Raw genomic sequence first — 16,790 nt, 5'->3', positions numbered from 1 at the left:
GTGCATGGTCAGGCGCTCCGCTCGGCGGCGTTCGCCCGCTCGAAGGCGGTGCGCAGGACGGCGAGCTCCGCGTCGGCGGGCGCCAGCCCGGTGACGTGCTCGACGAAGTCCTCCGCGACGGCGACCGGGTCGCTCGCGGTGGTGACGGACACGGTGAGGGACTCGCGCGCCGCCGTCGCCGGGGGCCGGTGCTGCATGACGAGCGCGTGGGGGAAGCGCTCCTTGAGGCGCGCGACCATCTCCCGGGGGCGGGTGGGATCCGTGACGATGACCCGCACCCAGTCCTCGGTGTGGCGCTCCCCCGCCGCACCGAGGACGTCGTCGAGCGTGCCGGTCACCTCGCTGAGCCGGCGCGGCACGGGGGCAGCGACCACCTGCGGGCCGACGCTCACCCCGTCCGCCCCGATCTCGAGCAGGACGCTCGACTTGGCGTGGTGCATCTCCGAGAACGAGTAGGCGAGCGGCGAGCCCGAGTACCGCCCGACGGTGCTCCCGGGGAAGGTCACCCGCTGCGGTCCGTGCAGGTGCCCCAGAGCGACGTAGTCCACCCCTTCGAACACCCCGCCGGGGACGGAGTCGACCCCGCCGACCCGGATGTCCCGCTCCGACTCCGACGCGGCCCCGCCGACGACGAAGGCGTGGGCCATGACGACGGACCGCACCCGCTCCGCGGCTCCTGCCGACCGTGCGGCGAGGTCCGCACGCACGCGCCGCATCGCGGCGGCCATGACCGCCTCGTGCGAGCGGGCGGGACGCTCCGCCCCCTCGTCCTGCAGGGCCGTCCGCGCGACGTCCGGGTCGAGGTACGGCAGGGCGTAGACCATGACGGACCCGCCGGACGGGTCGGGCAGCTCGACCGGCACCCCGACGTCCGCGATCCGGGTGCGCAGGTGGATGCCCGGACGCAGGAGGTCCTCGCCGAACCCCAACCGGATCGCCGAGTCGTGGTTGCCTGGCGTGACGACGACCCGGGCGCGCTCGGAGATTCGCGCGAGGGCCTGCGAGAGGAGGTTCACGGCCTCGACGGGCGGGATCGCACGGTCGTAGACGTCACCCGACACGACGACCGCGTCCACGGCCTCGGCTCGCACGACATCGACGAGGTGGTCGACGTACGCCGCCTGGTGGTCGAGGAGGTCCACGCCGTGCAGGGTCCGGCCGAGGTGCCAGTCCGAGGTGTGCAAGATCCGCATGGCGTGACCGTATCGGCAGGGACCCACACCCGAGCTCCGGGACGCGCAACGGCGTCCGTCAGGAGCCGGAGGTCACCGGGGAGCCGGGTGCCGCAACCCCGGAGGGCTCGCTGCGCCGCACGACGAACTGGCCAGCGATACCGAGCATGTCGAGCAGCTCGAGCAGTCCCTCCGTCGGGTCGAGCAGCGTGAGGTCGAAGCCGCTCTCGGTGCACACCCGATGGACCTGGACGAGGAACGCGAGGCCCGACGAGTCGATGAAGGTCACGGCGCCGACATCGAGCACGACGGGGCGGTCGTGCTCCATGAGGGACACCATCGCCTCGCTCGCCTGGTCGCGCAGCGCGGCGTCCACCTCTCCCCAGAGGGTCACGCGAGCAGTGCCGTCGGGCAACGCGACGCAGGTGATCCCGTTCGCATCTTTGCGATCGTGACGAGTGGAACTCATGTGATGTCTACCTGTCTTCGTCCTGGTCACGGCAGCCCCCTCCACCGATCGTCTTCAGCGCGGCCGCGTCGTGCGCAGAACTTCACGACGACGATAGTTGCACGGCGCCCACTTTTCCATAGGGGCAGCCCGGCTGGTCCGCAAACCCGCACGTATGCACAGCCTCACCGACCGAACGGGGCACAGCGGGCGAAATACAGGGTGAAGGTCCGGTGGATCTCAGCGACTTCTCAGACGCGCGTTGCACAATCGTTACATGACGTCGAAGAGGACTCACCGAGCGGCCGCGGGCCTCCTTGCCCTCACCATGCCCCTCGCTCACGGGGCAGCAGCCGCTGCCGCCGATCTCGATACCGGGCGGGTCGGCGGGGGGACATCGATGTCCAGTCTTGCGAGTGGGAGCGCTGCCATAGCCCGGGACATCTCACTGGTCAACGCCCACGTCCTCGTCCTGCCGACCGCCCTGCGCACCGAGGTCGACTCCGCCATCGGGTCGGCTCGCGCTGCAGCGTCGAACGCGGCCGAGGCCGTGCGGGCACTGTCGGAGGACGACGAGGACCGCCGGTGGCGGGCGGGCCTCGCACTCGAGGACGCCCGCACCGCCCTGAGCGCCGCGGGTGCCGAGCTGCGGTTCGTGCTCCACCGCATCGAGGGCATCGATGCGGGCGTCACCCTCGCGCTGCGTGCGCTCGAGTACGACGTCGCGGCCCTGGCCGCCCACACCGGAGGGGTGACGCGCGCGTGATGAGGGGCCACACTGAGCCCATGTCACCTCTCCGTAGCCACAGGTCGCAGCTCGGCTCGCGCACGTCCCAGCGCCACGGGCGCGTGCTGGCCGTCGTCGTCGGGGCGACCGTCGGCCTCGCCGCGTGCTCGGACCTGCCGGACCTCCCCGAGATCACGATCTCGACCGACCAGCTCTCCCAGCTCGCGACCGAGGCCCGCGAGGCCGCCAGCGCTGTCACCGCGGACGCGAGCTCGCTCCGCGAGAAGCTCGGCGATCTCCCCGACACGGTCCGGGACTCCGCGACGGAGGCCACAGCCGCTGCGGACGACGCCGCTGCCCTCGCGGCCAGCGCCCTGGAGTCGGCACGCGAGGCAGGTGCGAGCTCCACGCAGGAGCTCGCCGACGCGCGCACCGCCCTCGAGGACGCGACGACGAAGCTCGAAGAGCTCGAGGGCTCTGTGAGTGACAACCCCGAGGTGGCGAGCGCCATCGAGACGCTCGAGGCTCAGCTCGTCGAGCTCGAGGAGAAGGTGGCGGGGGCCACGTCCTGACAGGCGGGTCGCACGGGTGCGGCGCTGATACCGTTGTGGCAGACCACACCTCGGAGGATCACCCATGCGTCACGTCTTCGCGTTCTTCATGATCGCCCTGTTCATCGCCGGGATCTTCGTCATGAGCATCGCCGAGACGGCGGACGGGTACGAGGGCGTCGTCTTCGTCGGCGGGCTCCTCATGTCGACCCTCGCGTTCCTCATCCCGATCGAGCGCGCCGCGGACTGACGTCCGGCGCACACAGGACCTTGTGAGCACTGCCGAGCAGAACAGACGCGGCCGCGGCCGGCGCGGACGTGGCCGAGGACCGGGCACCACGAGCACCGCACCGCGTGCCCCGAAGGTGGACCGCGCCCGGCTCGACCGGCTCGCTGCGGCACGAGCGGCCGTCGTCGTGCCGCCGATCACGTTCCCGGAGCAGCTGCCCGTCTCGGCGCGGCGGGACGACATCGCCGCTGCCATCCGCGACAACCAGGTCGTCATCCTCGCCGGAGAGACCGGGTCCGGGAAGACCACCCAGCTGCCCAAGATCGTCCTCGAGCTCGGTCGCGGGCGGGCCGGGCAGATCGGCCACACCCAACCGCGGCGGATCGCGGCGCGCACGGTCGCCGAGCGGATCGCGGAGGAGATCGGCTCTCCCCTGGGGCAGATCGTCGGCTACCAGGTGCGGTTCACGGACACCTCCTCGGAGAACACCCTCGTCAAGGTGATGACCGACGGGATCCTCCTCGCCCAGATCCAACGGGACCCACAGCTCCTCGCCTACGACACGCTCATCATCGACGAGGCCCACGAGCGTTCCCTCAACATCGACTTCATCCTCGGGTACCTCACGCAGCTGCTGCCGCAGCGCCCGGACCTCAAGGTGATCATCACCTCGGCGACGATCGACTCCGAGCGGTTCGCGCGGCACTTCGCGCCGGGCGGGCCGCAGAACCTCGTCGCGTCGCCGGACCCGGCACCCTCGCGCGACGACCCCGGGTCCGGCGACGCGACCCGCCCCGAGACGACCGGCACCACCCCGACCGCACCGTCGGCAGCACCTGCGGCGGACGCACCGGCAGACACTCCGACGGCGCCGGTCATCGAGGTCTCCGGCCGGACGTTCCCGGTCGAGGTCCGCTACCGACCCCTGACGCCGCAGGACGCGGACGCGAAGAAGGGGACCGAGCGGGACCTCATGACGGGGATCTGCGACGCCGTCGACGAGCTGTGCACCGAGGGTCCGGGGGACATCCTCGTGTTCCTCTCCGGTGAGCGCGAGATCCTTGACGCCGCGGACGCCCTCACGGGACGCTTCGGCACGCGCGTCAGCGACCCGCGCGCGCCGGACCACATCGAGATCCTGCCGTTGTACGCGCGACTCTCAGCGGCTGAGCAGCACCGGGTGTTCCAGTCGCACCCCGGGCGCCGGGTCGTCCTGTCGACGAACGTCGCGGAGACCTCGCTCACGGTGCCGGGGATCCGGTACGTCGTCGACCCCGGGACGGCCCGGATCTCGCGGTACTCGAAGGCCACGAAGGTCCAGCGCCTGCCGATCGAGCCGGTGTCCCAGGCGTCCGCGAACCAGCGGTCGGGGCGTTGCGGCCGCGTCGCGGACGGCATCGCGATCCGCCTGTACTCGCAGGACGACTTCGAGGCGCGCGCACCGTTCACCGAGCCGGAGATCCTGCGCACGTCCCTCGCGTCGGTGCTCCTGCAGATGATCAGCGTCGGCGTCGTGCGCACTCCCGACGACGTGGCGCGGTTCCCGTTCGTCGAGCCCCCGGACACCCGCGCGATCCGCGACGGCGTGCAGCTCCTCACGGAGCTCGGCGCCCTCGAGACCCGTGCCCCGCAGAAGCCGGCGCGAGGCGCCGCCCCCGCGCGTGAGGCGCTCGGCGCGGGCGGCGGGACCCGCCTGACCGACGTCGGCCGGGCGCTGGCACAGCTGCCGATGGATCCGCGGCTGGCACGCATGATCGTCGAGGGTGGCCGCCGCGGCGCGGCCCGCGAGGTGATGATCGTCGCCGCCGCCATGTCGATCCAGGACCCGCGTGAGAGGCCCGCCGAGCAGCGCCCGCAGGCCGACCAGGCGCACGCCCGCTTCGCGGACCACACGTCCGACTTCTTGTCCTACCTCAACCTCTGGGAGTACGTGCGCGCCCAGCAGCGCGAGCTGTCGTCCTCGGCGTTCCGGCGCATGTGCCGCGCGGAGTACCTCAACTATCTGCGCATCCGCGAGTGGCAGGACGTCGTCACGCAGCTCAAGGAGATGTCGAAGCAGCTGGGGATCGTCATGAACACCCCGGGTCACCGGGCGTCGTCCGGTGAGGAGGCGGACCTGCGGCTCACCTGGGACGCAGACACCATCCACCAGTCGTTGCTCGCGGGGCTGCTCTCCCAGATCGGTATGCAGGAGGCGACGGAGGTCAAGGCCTCGGCCGTCAAGGGCCGTGCGGGTGCCGCGGCGGACAAGCGGGCGAAGCGGTTCGCCCGCAACGAGTACCTCGGCGCCCGCGGTGCGCGCTTCGCGATCTTCCCCGGGTCGGCCCTGGCGAAGAAGCCGCCGGTGTGGGTCATGGCGGGCGAGCTCGTCGAGACCTCCCGTCTGTGGGGCCGCGACTGCGCGCGCATCCAGCCGGAGTGGGCGGAGGAGCTCGCCCCGCACCTCGTCAAGCGGACGTACTCCGAGCCCCACTGGTCGTCCAAGCAGGGCGCGGCGCAGGCCCGCGAGAAGGTGCTGCTCTACGGCGTGCCGATCGTCGCCGACCGCACGGTGCTGTACGCGAAGGTCGACCCGGAAGGTGCGCGCGAGCTGTTCATCCGGCACGCCCTCGTGCAGGGCGAGTGGACGACGCACCACGAGTTCTTCCACGAGAACCGGCGCCTGCTCGAGGAGGCCGCGGACCTCGAGGCGCGCTCTCGTCGCCGCGGGCTCGTCGTCGACGACGACGCGCTCTACGCGTTCTACGACGACCGCATCCCGGACGACGTCGTCTCCGCCCGGCACTTCGACCAGTGGTGGAAGGGTGCGCGACGCCGGGACCCGGACCTGCTGTCCTTCACGCGCGAGCTGCTCCTCCCGGGCGGCGACGACGCCGTGTCCACCGAGGACTTCCCCGAACGGTGGGTCCAAGGGGACCTCACGCTCCCGCTCACCTACCAGTTCCAGCCCGGCACCGACGCCGACGGCGTGACGGTCCACATCCCTGTCTCCGTGCTCAACCGCGTGGTGCCCGACGGCTTCGACTGGATGGTCCCCGGCCTCCTGGCGGAGCTGACGACGGCGACGATCCGGGCGTTGCCGAAGCCGGTCCGGGTCCAGCTCGTGCCCGCACCGGACGTCGCCCGCGACGTCGTCGCGTGGCTCCGCGAGAACACGCCCCAGTGGACGGACATCACCCGCGCCGGCGACATGGCGGAGTCGTTCCGCGGCGCGTTCACGCGCGCGGTGCGGGAGCTGCGGGACGTCGAGATCCCCGCCGACGCGTGGGACGACGAGCGGCTGCCCGCGCACCTGCGCATGACGTTCCGGGTCATCGACGAGCGGGGCCCCGCCGGGGACCCGCTGGGCGCCGTCGTGCTCGACGAGAGCAAGGACCTCGTCGCCCTCCAGAGGCGGCTGGCCGCCCAGACGCAGGCCGCGGTGCGCTCGGCGGTCAAGAGCGCGGTCGGCACCGCGCTGCGCGAGGCGCAGGCCGCCGCCGGGCGTCCTGCCCAGAGCAGGGGCGCGGGTGCTGCCTCTGCCGCAGCCACGGCGCACGAGGACGCACCGCACGCTCCGGCCGGTTCTGCCGCGGGCGTCGTCGCCTCCCCGGGCGGCGCACCTGCCCGCGCTCCGCTCGCCGAGGTCCCCCGGCTCACCACCTGGCCCGCAGACCTGCCCGACGGCGTGCTCCCCGCGCAGGTGGACACGCCGGGCCCGGGCGGGATGGTCGTACGCGGCTACCCCGCGCTCGTCGAGGAAGGGCCCTCTGTCGCGCTCCGGGTGCTGGCCGACGCCGCCCGTCAGCGCGGTGAGCACGAGCGCGGCGTGTGGCGGCTGCTGCTCACCCAGAGCGCCTTGCAGCCCTCGCGCATCACGTCCCGGTGGTCCGGGACGCAGTCGCTCACGCTCGCCGCGAGCCCGTACCCGAACACCGGTGCGCTCGTCGCGGACCTCCAGCTCGCGGCGGTGCACGCGCTCGTGCCCGACGCCGCCTCGATCCGCGACCAGGTGGCGTACGACGCGGCCCGGACCTTGCTCAGGGGACGCCTCGAGGACGAGGTGCACACCGTCGTCGGGCACGTCGTGGCGGTGCTCTCCGCGGCGCGCACGCTCGACGGCGAGATCCGGCGCTCGACGAGCCTCGCCCTGCTCACCACGCTCACCGACCTGCGCGACCACGTCGCTGGTCTCGTCTATGACGGCTTCGTCGCGCGCACTCCCGCCGACCGGCTCCCGCACCTCACGCGGTACGTGCGCGCCGCGTCGTACCGGCTCGAGAAGGCCGCGGCCAACCCCAACCGGGACGCGGAGCTCGCCTGGCGGGTGCGCGACGTCGAGGACGCCTACGCCCGGGCGCGCGCCGCCTACGCCGCCGGCCCGCCGGACCCGGCGCGCGCCGCGGAGCTGGCCGAGGTGCGGTGGATGCTGGAGGAGTTCCGGGTGTCGCTGTTCGCCCAGCAGCTCGGGACCGACGGGCCGATCAGCGAGAAGCGCATCCGCAAGGTGCTCGGAGAGCGCTGATGCGCACGGACCGGGTGCCCGTACGCCGGGTGGAGGAGTCGACCACCGACCCGATGCCCCGGGGCGCCTGGCCCGCGACGCTGCCCGCGGTCGCGCACCTGCTCGACCACGGGCTCGACCTCGGCGCCGTGACCGTGCTCGTCGGCGAGAACGGCGCCGGGAAGTCGACGCTCGTCGAGGCCGTCGCAGACGCGTTCGGGTTGTCTCCGGAGGGTGGGTCGACGGGCGCCCGGCACTCCACGCGGCCCAGCGAGTCGAACCTCGGTGCCCACCTCACCCTGGTGCGCAGCCCGGGCGGCGCCCGGCGCGGATACTTCCTGCGGGCCGAGACGATGCACAGCTTCTTCACGTACCTCGAGGAGAACCCGGGCGTGCGGAACACGCCGTTCCACGAGATGTCGCACGGGGAGTCGTTCCTCGAGCTCGCGATCGACAGGTTCCGGGGCCCCGGGCTCTGGGTGCTCGACGAGCCGGAGTCCGCGCTGTCCTTCTCCGGCTGCCTGTCGCTGCTGAGCATCCTCAAGGGTCTCGTGGCCGACGGCGGCTCGCAGGTGATCCTCTCCACCCACTCCCCGCTCCTCGCCGCGATGCCCGGTGCGACCGTCTACGAGGTCGGCGAGTGGGGCCTGCGGAGCTGCGCGTGGGCGGACCTCAGCCTCGTGACCGGGTGGAGGACGTTCCTCGACGCCCCGGAGCGGTTCCTCCGCCACCTATGACACGATCTGGCAGAGGTGCACCGACCGAGCGCTCATGAGGGAGAAGGCATGACAGCGAAGGACCAGGCCGCGCCGGGACCATCGACGGCGGCGTCTGTGGTGGCGGTGGCTCGTGACGACGCGCACCGGTTCACCAAGCCCACGCGTGACCACGTCGTGCTGATCGAGGGTTTCGGTGTCGAGGGCGACGCGCATGCCGGCGCCATGGTCCAGCACCTGTCCCGCAAGCGCCGCGACCCGGAGATCCCCAACCTCCGTCAGGTGCACCTCATCCACGCGGAGCTGTTCGACGAGCTCGCGGACGAGGGCTTCACCGTCGCCCCGGGCGAGCTCGGGGAGAACGTCACGACGCGCGGCGTCCCCCTGCTCGACCTGCCCCGCGGCACCCGGCTGCACCTCGGTGACGAGGCGGTCGTCGAGCTCACGGGCCTGCGCAACCCGTGCAAGCAGATCAACGGGCTCGCCCCCGGCCTCATGAAGGCCGTGCTGGGCCGCGACGCGGACGGCAACGTCGTGCGGAAGTCCGGTGTCATGGCCGTCGTCCGCGCGGGTGGCACGGTACGCCCCGGGGACACGATCCGCGTCGAGCTGCCAGTGGGCACCCCGGAGGCGCTCGAGCCGGTCTGAATCGGCCTGCGGTCCCAGACGGTCCGGGCGGTCCCAGACGGTCCGGGCGGTGTCAGACCGTCGCGCGGGCGGCGTCGGCCTCGTCGCCAGGCTCGACGAACGCGTGCCCGGGGCCGTGGTCCGGTCCGTCACCGCCGCCCGACGAGTCCGGTCCGGAACCGAAGAAGATCCCCGCGAGCGCACAGGCGCCGAGCAGCACGGTCACGACGATCGCGGTGAACCGTCGCGGGTCGCGCTCGATGAGCGGCCCGGAGTCGTCGTCGAGGTTCATCTCCCCTGTGTACCCGCGCTCCACCGTGACCGCACCCGCTGCGGACCCGGAGCTGGAACTCATCCCGACGACCTGCGCGAGCACCGGCGCCGCCCGGAGCCGAAGGCCGCGAGGACGGGCAGGGCGCGGGCCGTCAGCCGTCGTTCCCGTCGACCGCCGGGGCGAGCGCGAGCGCCGCGCGCACGAGTGCGAGGTGGGTGAGCGCCTGAGGAAGGTTGCCGAGGAAGTCCCCGGTCGACGCGTCGATCATCTCCGACCAGATGCCGACGTCGTTGGCGAGCTCGAGGAGCTCGTCCATCCACTCCCGCGCCTCGTCGGTGCGCCCGACGAGGGCCATGGCCGCGACTCCCCAGAAGGCGCACGCGACGAACGTCGCCTCCTCCTCGGCCATGCCGCTGTACCGGTAGAGCAGCGGCCCGTCGCCGAGCTCGGCGCGCAGCGCGTCGATGGTCGAGCTCATGCGCCCGGAGCGGTCGAAGCCGCTGAGGGCGTGCAGGAGGATCGACGCGTCGAGCCGGTCGCTGCCGGGGTGCATGACGTACGCCCCGCGCTCCTCGGACCAGCAGTTCTCCATGACCCAGTCCCGGATCCGGTCCGCCTCGGTGCGCCACCGGTCCGCCTCGCCGGGGATCTGACCGAGCTCGGCGAGGTGCACGGCCGACTGCAGGGCCTGCCAGCACCCGAGCTTCGACGTCGTGTAGTGCTCCTCCTCGAGGAGCTCCCACATCCCGGCGTCGGGGCGCCGCCACATGTCGCACGCCTCGTCAGCGAGCTCGGCGAGCATCCGTCCGGTCGCGGCGTCGAGCAGGTGCCCGGCGTCGACGTACCCCTGCACGACGGCGAGGAGGTCGCCGTACACACCCAGCTGCAGCTGGTCCGCGGCGCGGTTGCCGTCGACGACGGGGCCGATGCCGCGCCACCCGGGGATGTCGGCCATGCGGTGCTCCCCGGGCAGGGATCCGTCGAGCCCGTAGAACACCCGGGCGTGGTGCTCCCGGTACGTGGTGAGCGTCCAGCTGATGGCGGCGTGCGTCTCCTCCTCGAGGCCGAACGCGATGAGGGCGTCCACCGTGTAGGCGGTGTCCCGCACCCACGCGTACCGGTAGTCCCAGTTCTTGCCGCCGGCGAGGCTCTCGGGCAACGACGTCGTCGCCGCAGCGGCGACCGCACCCGTCGGTGAGTGGAGGAGGAGCTTGAGGGCGAGCACGCTGCGCTGGACGGCCTTGCCCCACGGGCCGTCGTAGTGGAACGCCTGCGTCCACGCGCGCCACGCGTCGACGGTGCGGTCGATGCGGGTGTCGAGGTGCTCGGGGTCGGGCAGGTGCACCGGCTCGGCGTCGGTGCCGACGACGCCGACGACGTGGCGCGTGCCCGGAGTCGCGCTGAAGGCCCCACCGATCTCCTGCGGGGTGACGACCGTCGTCGTCTCGCCGAGCACGCGCACCGCGAGGGTTGCGGTGCCCACGCGCAGGACGGACCCGTGGACGGTCTGCTGGATCCACGGCGACGCGGTGCCGAGCGCTGTCCCGGGCGCGACCCGCCACGCCATCGGGACGGTGCCCTCGACGCCCTCCACGCGCCGCGCCAGCTCGCTCCACGGGAGCCGGCCGGCCACGCCCGTGTTGAGCGAGTCCGTCACCCGGACCGTGCCCGTCGCCGTCTCGTAGGTGGTCTGCAGGACGTTCGTGCCGACGAGGTACTGACGTCGTAGCCGGAACGGCTGCGACGGTGCGAGCTCGACCGCCCCGCCGAGGTCGGCGTCGAGGAGCGCGCCGAACGCGGGCGGCGTGTCGAGGTCGGGGACGGGCAGCCAGTCGATGCGGCCGTCGTCGGCGACGAGCGCGACGGTCCGCCCGTCGCCGATCGCCGCGTAGGACCGCAAGGGCGCGTACCCGTCGGTGCGCGGGGTCGGGTCGCGCAGCTCGTCGGCCTGCCGGTGGCCGGAGCCCTCGACGGCATGGTCGCGGTCGCCGTCGAGGTTCTCCAGCTCCGGTTGCTCCGTCACGGTGTGGGCATCCCCCCGTTGACGTTGAGGGTCTCGCCGCTCACGTAGCTCGACTCCTGCGAGGCGAGGAACACGTAGGCGGGCGCGAGCTCGGCAGGCTGCCCCGCGCGCTCGAACGGCGTCGCCTCCCCGAACTCCGGGAGCGCCTCGGGTGGCTGACCGCCGGCCGCCTGGAGCGGTGTCCAGATGGGGCCGGGTGCCACGACGTTCACGCGGATGCCCTTGGGCGCGAGCTGCTGCGCGAGGGCCTTGGAGATCGTGTTGATCGCCGCCTTCGTCGTCGCGTAGTCCACGAGGATCGGGGACGGCTGGTACGCCTGGATCGAGCTCGTGTTGATGATGCTCGCGCCCGCGGGCAGGTGCGGCAGGGCCTCCTGGACGATCCAGAACAGGGCGTAGACGTTGGTCCGGAACGTCTCGTCGAACGACTCGCTCGTGAGGTCCGCGAGGTCCTCGACGAACTGCTGACGCCCGGCGATGTTCGCGACGATGTCGAGGCCACCGAGCTCCTCGACGGCCGTGTGGACCAGGCTGCGCGCGAAGGCTTCATCCGCGATGTCCCCGGGGGCCAGGACGCACGTGCGGCCAGCCTCCCGGATCGTCGCGGCGACCTCGTCGGCATCGCTCGTCTCGGCCGGGAGGTAGTTGAGCACGACGTCGGCGCCCTCGCGCGCATAGGCGATCGCGACCGCGCGGCCGATGCCGGAGTCACCGCCGGTGATGAGCGCCTTGCGGCCCTCGAGACGCCCGGATCCGCGGTACGTCGACTCGCCGTGGTCGGCGAGGGGCGTGAGCTCGGAGTCGAGGCCGGGACCGTCCTGGCTCTGCTCCGGCGGCTGAGGCATGGCGTACTGCGTGATCGGGTTCGTGAACGTGTACTGGTCAGTCATGGCGTTCTCCCTCGCTGCAGGCGCACGCCCCCGTGGTGTTGACGAGGGCTGCCCGACCATCGTGTGACCGGGCACGGGCGCCTGCAACAGGGAATCGGACGGGGCGGGCAAACCGTTCCGAACGCGTCTCAGTCACGCCCAGATGCACCATCGGTCCGCCGGGCGGATAGTGGGGACTCCCGGTCCCCAGCAGAGAGGCACGACGATGTACCTTCACGTGCAACGGCTCATCAACGAGATCGTCCCGGACGAGCCAGACCCCGCAGCGGCAAACGCCCTCCAGGAGGGACTGGGTGGTCAGTTCGGCGAGATGCGGACGATGATGCAGTACCTCTTCCAGAGCATCAACTTCCGCGGACCCTCCGGAAAGCCCTACCGGGACCTCCTCCAGGGCATCGGGACGGAGGAGATCAGCCACGTCGAGCTCATCGGGACGACGATCGCCCGGCTCCTCGACGGCTCGCCCCGGTACAACGGCAAGAAGACCGACCCGCTCGACACCCCGGGAGCGAAGGGCGCGACCCCCCTGGGCATGGCGCTCGACGAGAGCAACATCCACCACTACCTCGTGGCCGCGCAGGGAGCCCTGCCCGTCGACTCCGCCGGGAACCCGTGGAGCGGCAGCTACGTCTACAACTCGGGGAACCTCGTCCTCGACCTGCTCTACAACCTCATGCTCGAGTCCACGGGCCGGCTGCAGAAGTGCCGCATCTACGAGATGACGGACAACAAGACGGCTCGCTCGACGCTGTCCTACCTCATCGTCCGGGACCAGGCGCACGAGAACGCGTACGCGAAGGCCCTCGAGACCCTCGGTGTCGACTGGGGCAAGCTCCTGCCGATCCCCAAGACCAACGCCGAGAAGTTCCCGGAGGTCAAGAAGCTCGTCGACCTGGGGCTGCAGAGCAAGCAGTACACGTTCGACCTGACGAACGCGTCCGAGGCCGGCAAGATCTTCCAGGGCATGTCGCCCTCGAAGGACGGCACCGAGCTGCTCGCGGACGAGCAGGCGCCCGCCGGGGTCCCGTCCACGATCGCCGAGGAGCGGTTCGAGGAGTTCTCCCCCGGGCTCGACACCGAGCTGCTGGCCCTCATCCAGGCCACGGCCGACCTCGAGATGGCTGAGGTGCCGCCCGTCTACGGCCCGGTACCGCCCGCGAAGGGCTGAGCCGGACGACCGCCGCAGCCACCGCGGCGGTCACGGCACGAGAGGCAGGGACGTCGCCGATGCGGCGTCCCTGCCTCTCCGTGTTCCCGGATCTGCTCGAGTTCCCCGCCGGGCCCGTTCGGAGAGCGCTCAGCGGTGCGGGTCGGCCGCCGTCATGTCGTGCCCGAGCACACCCAACGGTCCCTCGTACTCGACGACCTGGTGGGCATAGCTGCTCGCATCGTCCTGCGGTACGTACCCGAGGGCGTGGGCGGTCGACATGTCCCACCAGGCGCGGGTGTTCGCCGAGATGCCGTAGGCCACGACCGGGCCGTGCACGGGCCCGCGCAGCGCTGCGTCGACGAGCCGCACGCTGTCCGAGGGGCTCAGCCAGATGCCGAGGTCGAACGTCGTCGCCGGCCGGTCCGCGCACAGACCGATCCGCAAGGACACCACCTCGAGCCCGTACTTGTCGGCGTACAGGCTGCCGAGGGCCTCGAGCGCCGCCTTGGAGACGCCGTAGTAGGAGTCGGGCCGCACCTGCTGGTCGGTGCGGGCGACCGCACCGGACGGGTAGTACCCGACGGCGTGGTTCGAGCTGGCGAGCACGACGCGTCGCACACCGGCGCGGCGCGCCGCCTCGAGCAGCCGGTACGTGCCGTCGATGTTGGCCCGCCTGATCCGCGTCCAGCTGTCCTCGGTGGGGATCCCCGCCATGTGGACGACAGCGTCGGCGCCTTCCATCGACCGGACCAGGTCGTCGGCGGACTCCTCGTCGCTGAGGTCCACCCGGTCGAAGGGCTCGTCAGGGCCGAGGCCGTCCGGCTCGTCGGCGTCGACGAGGTGCAGGCGCCATCCGAGAGCCGACAGGCCGCCGTCCTGCTGGCGCAGGTAGGTGCCGATCCGGCCGGCCGCACCGCTGAGGACGACCTTCGGGGCGTGCGTCGTGTCGTTCATCTGGGCCTCCTCCGTCCGTTGGGTCCATCAGTCTCACCCGCAGCGGCGCCCGCTGCTCGGTGAACGACCGACGTGCCATGGGGACGACTCCCCGGACGCGTGGGCGGGCAGCTCTCACCGCGGTCGAGGCGGTCCGGTGCACGACGACCTCCGGCGGGTTCCCCACCGGCGATCAGACCGCCGCGCGCAGCCCTTCGACGACCGGCGTCGTCGGGCGCCCGAGCAGCTGGGAGAGGTCTGTCCCCACCGGTTCGAGGGCGCCGTCGCGGATGTTCCCGTCGAGGGCGACGAGGAATCCCACGGTCTGCTCGTCGAGTCCCGCCTCCCGGAGGATGCGGGCGTGCTCGGCCGGGTCGACGTCCTCGTAGGTGACCGTCCGTCCAGCGACCTCGGAGAAGGCGATCGCGAGCTCGTCGTAGCCGAGGGCGACGTCTCCGGCGAGCTCGTAGGTGCGTCCCTGGTGGCCGGTGCCGATGAGCACCTGCGCGGCGGCCGCCGCGTAGTCGGCGCGCGAGGCCGGGGCGACGCGCCCGTTGCCGACGCTCCCGACGAGGACGCCCGTCTCCTTCGCGCGAGCGAGGTCCGGCAGGTAGTTCTCGGTGTACCAACCGTTGCGCAGGATGGTGAAGGGCACCCCCGAGTCCCGGATGACCTGCTCCGTCTCGAGGTGCTCGGGCGCGAGGATGAGCGGCGTGGAGCCGGCCCGCAGCGCGGAGGTGTAGACGATGCGTCCTGCTCCGGCCGCATCGGCCGCTTCGATCGCGTGCGTGTGGAGCCGCACCTGCCGGCCGATCGCGCCCGTCGACACGATGAGCACGGTGTCGGCATCGTCGAACGCCGTCTCCAGGCTCGAGCGGTCCTCGAAGTCGGCGCGTGCGGTGCGCACGCCGCGCTCCGCGAGGTCGGCGAGCTTCGCGGTGGACCGCCCGGTGGCGGTGACGGACTCCGGGGCCACACCCCGCTCCAGAAGATCCTCGACGACGAGGCGTCCGAGGTGACCTGTGGCTCCGGTGACGACGATCATGGCTGTCCCCTCCCCGTGGTGATGTGCTCACTCCACGGTATCCGTTCGCCACCCAGATGCGACCGGCACCCCCCGGGGTCACGATGAAGTGCGTCCGCGCCGCCGACCGCCCCGAGGAGGAACCGCATGAGCTCGACGCCGGTCGACCTGAGTGCACGTGAGAGCGCCCTGGTGCTCAAGGACGTGCTGCTGCCCATGGTGGCGCAGGGCGCCATCGTGCGGCGCCCGCGCATGACGGCGTGGGCGGAGCGCCACCAGACCGACCGTCGGGCGTCGGCCCTGCTCCGGAAGCTGCGGAAGCGGCACGGCGGGGCGCCCCTCGTCCTGCGGCTCGGCCCACGGCGCATGGTGCTGCTCACCCGGCCGGCGGACGTCCATCGCGTCCTGGAGGGCTCACCGACGCCGTTCACCCCGGCGTCGACGGAGAAGTGGGGCGCGCTGCGCCACTTCGGGCCCGACGGCGTCCTCATCTCTCCCACCCCGGACCGCGTAGCGCGTCGGCCCTTCAACGAGTCCGTCCTGGACATGCGCGAGCCTGTCCACCGTGACGGGGAGTGGTTCACCCGGGTCATCGAGCGGGAGACCGCCGCCGTGGCCGACGACGCCCGGCAGCAGGGTCACCTCGACTGGCCGACCTTCTCCGCCGCGTACTGGCGAGCCGTCCGCACGCTCGTGCTGGGTGAGGCCGCCCGGGAGGACACCCGGCTCACCGAGGTGCTCAACACCCTGCGGCGGGACGCGAACTGGTCGTTCTTCCACCCGCGCCGGTCCTGGTTGCGCCGCGACCTCGAGGCATCGATCCGGGACTACGTCGCCCGCGCCGAACCCGGGACGCTCGCCGCGCGGGCTCGTGACGATGCCTCGGGCGTCGACCCCGTCGGACAGATCCCCCACTGGCTCTTCGCCTTCGACGCCGGCGCCATCGCGGCCTTCCGCGCCCTCGCGGTCCTCGTCTCCCGGCCCGCGGACCGCGAGCGCGTGCACCACGAGCTCGCCGACGACGTCCCGGCGCTGCCCCTCGCGCGCGGCTTCGTCCTGGAGTCCGTACGTCTGTGGCCGACGACGATGGTCATCCTGCGGGACAGCACCGACGCCACGCGGTGGGGCGACCGCACGCTGGACGCGGGGACGGGGTTCGTCATCACCAGTGCGTTCTTCCACCGGGACAACGACCGGTTGGACTGGGCGGACGACGTCACCCCCGAGGCCTGGCTCGACGGGCGGGCGGACCACGAGTGGGCGCTCGTCCCGTTCAGCGGCGGTCCCGCCTCGTGCCCCGGTCGCAACCTCCTGCTGCTCGTCTCGTCCCAGTTCCTCGCGCGGACCTCGTCGATGCTCGACCTGTCCTTCTCCCGCGCCCGGTACCTCGCGTCCGACCCGGTGCCCGCGACCGTCGACCACAGCGGACTGGTGCTCGACGTCGTCGCGTAAGGGGGGCCAACCGTGCGTCTCGCCGTGCTGCGCGCGAGCTCCTGGCTCGAGCGGCGAGGTCACGCCGTCCGTGTGATGCTGAGCCGGTCCC

General features: G+C 72.3%; 15 protein-coding genes. 8 read left to right on the top strand and 7 right to left on the bottom strand.

The window, feature by feature from the left end; genetic code table 11:
• Nucleotides 1–8: 8 nt before the first annotated feature.
• Complete coding sequence (locus AC2AXK_RS04130; RefSeq protein WP_484344067.1) at nt 9–1,193, bottom strand: exonuclease SbcCD subunit D; 1,185 nt, start codon at nt 1,191–1,193, stop codon at nt 9–11.
• Nucleotides 1,194–1,251: 58 nt separating this feature from the next.
• Nucleotides 1,252–1,566 (bottom strand): STAS domain-containing protein, encoded by a 315-nt coding sequence (locus tag AC2AXK_RS04125; protein ID WP_484344066.1) that lies wholly within the window; start codon nt 1,564–1,566, stop codon nt 1,252–1,254.
• A gap of 331 nt (nt 1,567–1,897) precedes the next feature.
• Here AC2AXK_RS04125 and AC2AXK_RS04120 point away from each other — a divergent pair, with 331 nt between their 5' ends.
• The 6 genes from AC2AXK_RS04120 to AC2AXK_RS04095 all read left to right on the top strand — a co-directional run bounded on the left by AC2AXK_RS04120 (nt 1,898) and on the right by AC2AXK_RS04095 (nt 8,974).
• On the top strand, nt 1,898–2,386 hold the full coding sequence (locus AC2AXK_RS04120; RefSeq protein WP_484344065.1) for a hypothetical protein: 489 nt from the start codon (nt 1,898–1,900) through the stop codon (nt 2,384–2,386).
• A 20-nt stretch (nt 2,387–2,406) separates the two neighbouring features.
• Nucleotides 2,407–2,919, top strand: a complete 513-nt coding sequence (locus AC2AXK_RS04115) for a hypothetical protein (protein ID WP_484344064.1) — start codon at nt 2,407–2,409, stop codon at nt 2,917–2,919.
• 64 nt (nt 2,920–2,983) lie between these two features.
• A complete protein-coding gene (locus tag AC2AXK_RS04110) occupies nt 2,984–3,148 on the top strand; it encodes a hypothetical protein (protein ID WP_484344063.1) in 165 nt (54 codons plus the stop codon).
• A gap of 22 nt (nt 3,149–3,170) precedes the next feature.
• Nucleotides 3,171–7,631: an ATP-dependent RNA helicase HrpA gene (hrpA, locus tag AC2AXK_RS04105; protein WP_484344062.1), complete on the top strand. Its 4,461-nt coding sequence runs from the start codon at nt 3,171–3,173 to the stop codon at nt 7,629–7,631.
• Nucleotides 7,631–8,347 carry an AAA family ATPase gene (locus AC2AXK_RS04100; RefSeq protein WP_484344061.1) on the top strand — a complete coding sequence of 239 codons (717 nt, stop codon included), beginning with the start codon at nt 7,631–7,633 and terminating at the stop codon, nt 8,345–8,347. Before hrpA ends, AC2AXK_RS04100 begins: the two co-directional genes overlap by 1 nt.
• Before the next feature lie 48 nt (nt 8,348–8,395).
• Nucleotides 8,396–8,974: an MOSC domain-containing protein gene (locus AC2AXK_RS04095; RefSeq protein ID WP_484344060.1), complete on the top strand. Its 579-nt coding sequence runs from the start codon at nt 8,396–8,398 to the stop codon at nt 8,972–8,974.
• 52 nt (nt 8,975–9,026) lie between these two features.
• On the opposite strand, the gene AC2AXK_RS04090 is transcribed toward AC2AXK_RS04095, so the two are convergent.
• From AC2AXK_RS04090 to AC2AXK_RS04080, 3 genes are all read right to left on the bottom strand, one after another.
• Nucleotides 9,027–9,308 carry a hypothetical protein gene (locus AC2AXK_RS04090; RefSeq protein WP_484344059.1) on the bottom strand — a complete coding sequence of 94 codons (282 nt, stop codon included), beginning with the start codon at nt 9,306–9,308 and terminating at the stop codon, nt 9,027–9,029.
• Nucleotides 9,309–9,378: 70 nt separating this feature from the next.
• A complete protein-coding gene (locus AC2AXK_RS04085; protein ID WP_484344249.1) occupies nt 9,379–11,166 on the bottom strand; it encodes a glycoside hydrolase family 15 protein in 1,788 nt (595 codons plus the stop codon).
• Nucleotides 11,167–11,246: 80 nt separating this feature from the next.
• Nucleotides 11,247–12,140, bottom strand: a complete 894-nt coding sequence (locus tag AC2AXK_RS04080) for an SDR family oxidoreductase (RefSeq protein WP_484344058.1) — start codon at nt 12,138–12,140, stop codon at nt 11,247–11,249.
• Nucleotides 12,141–12,345: 205 nt separating this feature from the next.
• Between AC2AXK_RS04080 and AC2AXK_RS04075 the strand changes: the two genes are divergently transcribed.
• Nucleotides 12,346–13,308, top strand: coding sequence for a manganese catalase family protein (locus tag AC2AXK_RS04075; protein WP_484344057.1), 963 nt, complete (start codon nt 12,346–12,348; stop codon nt 13,306–13,308).
• 129 nt (nt 13,309–13,437) lie between these two features.
• Here the strand turns inward: AC2AXK_RS04075 and AC2AXK_RS04070 are convergent, their stop codons facing one another.
• Together AC2AXK_RS04070 and AC2AXK_RS04065 are read right to left on the bottom strand one after the other, a co-directional pair.
• Nucleotides 13,438–14,244: an NAD-dependent epimerase/dehydratase family protein gene (locus AC2AXK_RS04070; protein ID WP_484344056.1), complete on the bottom strand. Its 807-nt coding sequence runs from the start codon at nt 14,242–14,244 to the stop codon at nt 13,438–13,440.
• Nucleotides 14,245–14,416: 172 nt separating this feature from the next.
• Entirely contained in the window at nt 14,417–15,268 is an 852-nt protein-coding gene (locus AC2AXK_RS04065) for an NAD(P)H-binding protein (protein WP_484344055.1), read from the bottom strand.
• 126 nt (nt 15,269–15,394) lie between these two features.
• On the opposite strand from AC2AXK_RS04065, the gene AC2AXK_RS04060 reads away from it, so the two are divergent.
• Nucleotides 15,395–16,699, top strand: coding sequence for a cytochrome P450 (locus AC2AXK_RS04060; protein ID WP_484344054.1), 1,305 nt, complete (start codon nt 15,395–15,397; stop codon nt 16,697–16,699).
• Nucleotides 16,700–16,790: the final 91 nt, after the last annotated feature.

The sequence above is a fragment of the Sanguibacter sp. Z6_81 genome, assembly GCF_057180625.1.
Note: the sequence above shows the minus strand (reverse complement) of the source record. Positions and strands in the feature narration are given on the sequence as shown.

Coding starts and splice junctions, on each gene's coding strand:
- AC2AXK_RS04130 (WP_484344067.1), bottom strand. CDS start 1,193: ATGCGGATCTTGCACACCTCGGACTGGCACCTCGGCCGGACCCTGCAC.
- AC2AXK_RS04120 (WP_484344065.1), top strand. CDS start 1,898: ATGACGTCGAAGAGGACTCACCGAGCGGCCGCGGGCCTCCTTGCCCTC.
- AC2AXK_RS04115 (WP_484344064.1), top strand. CDS start 2,407: ATGTCACCTCTCCGTAGCCACAGGTCGCAGCTCGGCTCGCGCACGTCC.
- AC2AXK_RS04110 (WP_484344063.1), top strand. CDS start 2,984: ATGCGTCACGTCTTCGCGTTCTTCATGATCGCCCTGTTCATCGCCGGG.
- AC2AXK_RS04100 (WP_484344061.1), top strand. CDS start 7,631: ATGCGCACGGACCGGGTGCCCGTACGCCGGGTGGAGGAGTCGACCACC.
- AC2AXK_RS04095 (WP_484344060.1), top strand. CDS start 8,396: ATGACAGCGAAGGACCAGGCCGCGCCGGGACCATCGACGGCGGCGTCT.
- AC2AXK_RS04090 (WP_484344059.1), bottom strand. CDS start 9,308: ATGAGTTCCAGCTCCGGGTCCGCAGCGGGTGCGGTCACGGTGGAGCGC.
- AC2AXK_RS04080 (WP_484344058.1), bottom strand. CDS start 12,140: ATGACTGACCAGTACACGTTCACGAACCCGATCACGCAGTACGCCATG.
- AC2AXK_RS04075 (WP_484344057.1), top strand. CDS start 12,346: ATGTACCTTCACGTGCAACGGCTCATCAACGAGATCGTCCCGGACGAG.
- AC2AXK_RS04070 (WP_484344056.1), bottom strand. CDS start 14,244: ATGAACGACACGACGCACGCCCCGAAGGTCGTCCTCAGCGGTGCGGCC.
- AC2AXK_RS04065 (WP_484344055.1), bottom strand. CDS start 15,268: ATGATCGTCGTCACCGGAGCCACAGGTCACCTCGGACGCCTCGTCGTC.
- AC2AXK_RS04060 (WP_484344054.1), top strand. CDS start 15,395: ATGAGCTCGACGCCGGTCGACCTGAGTGCACGTGAGAGCGCCCTGGTG.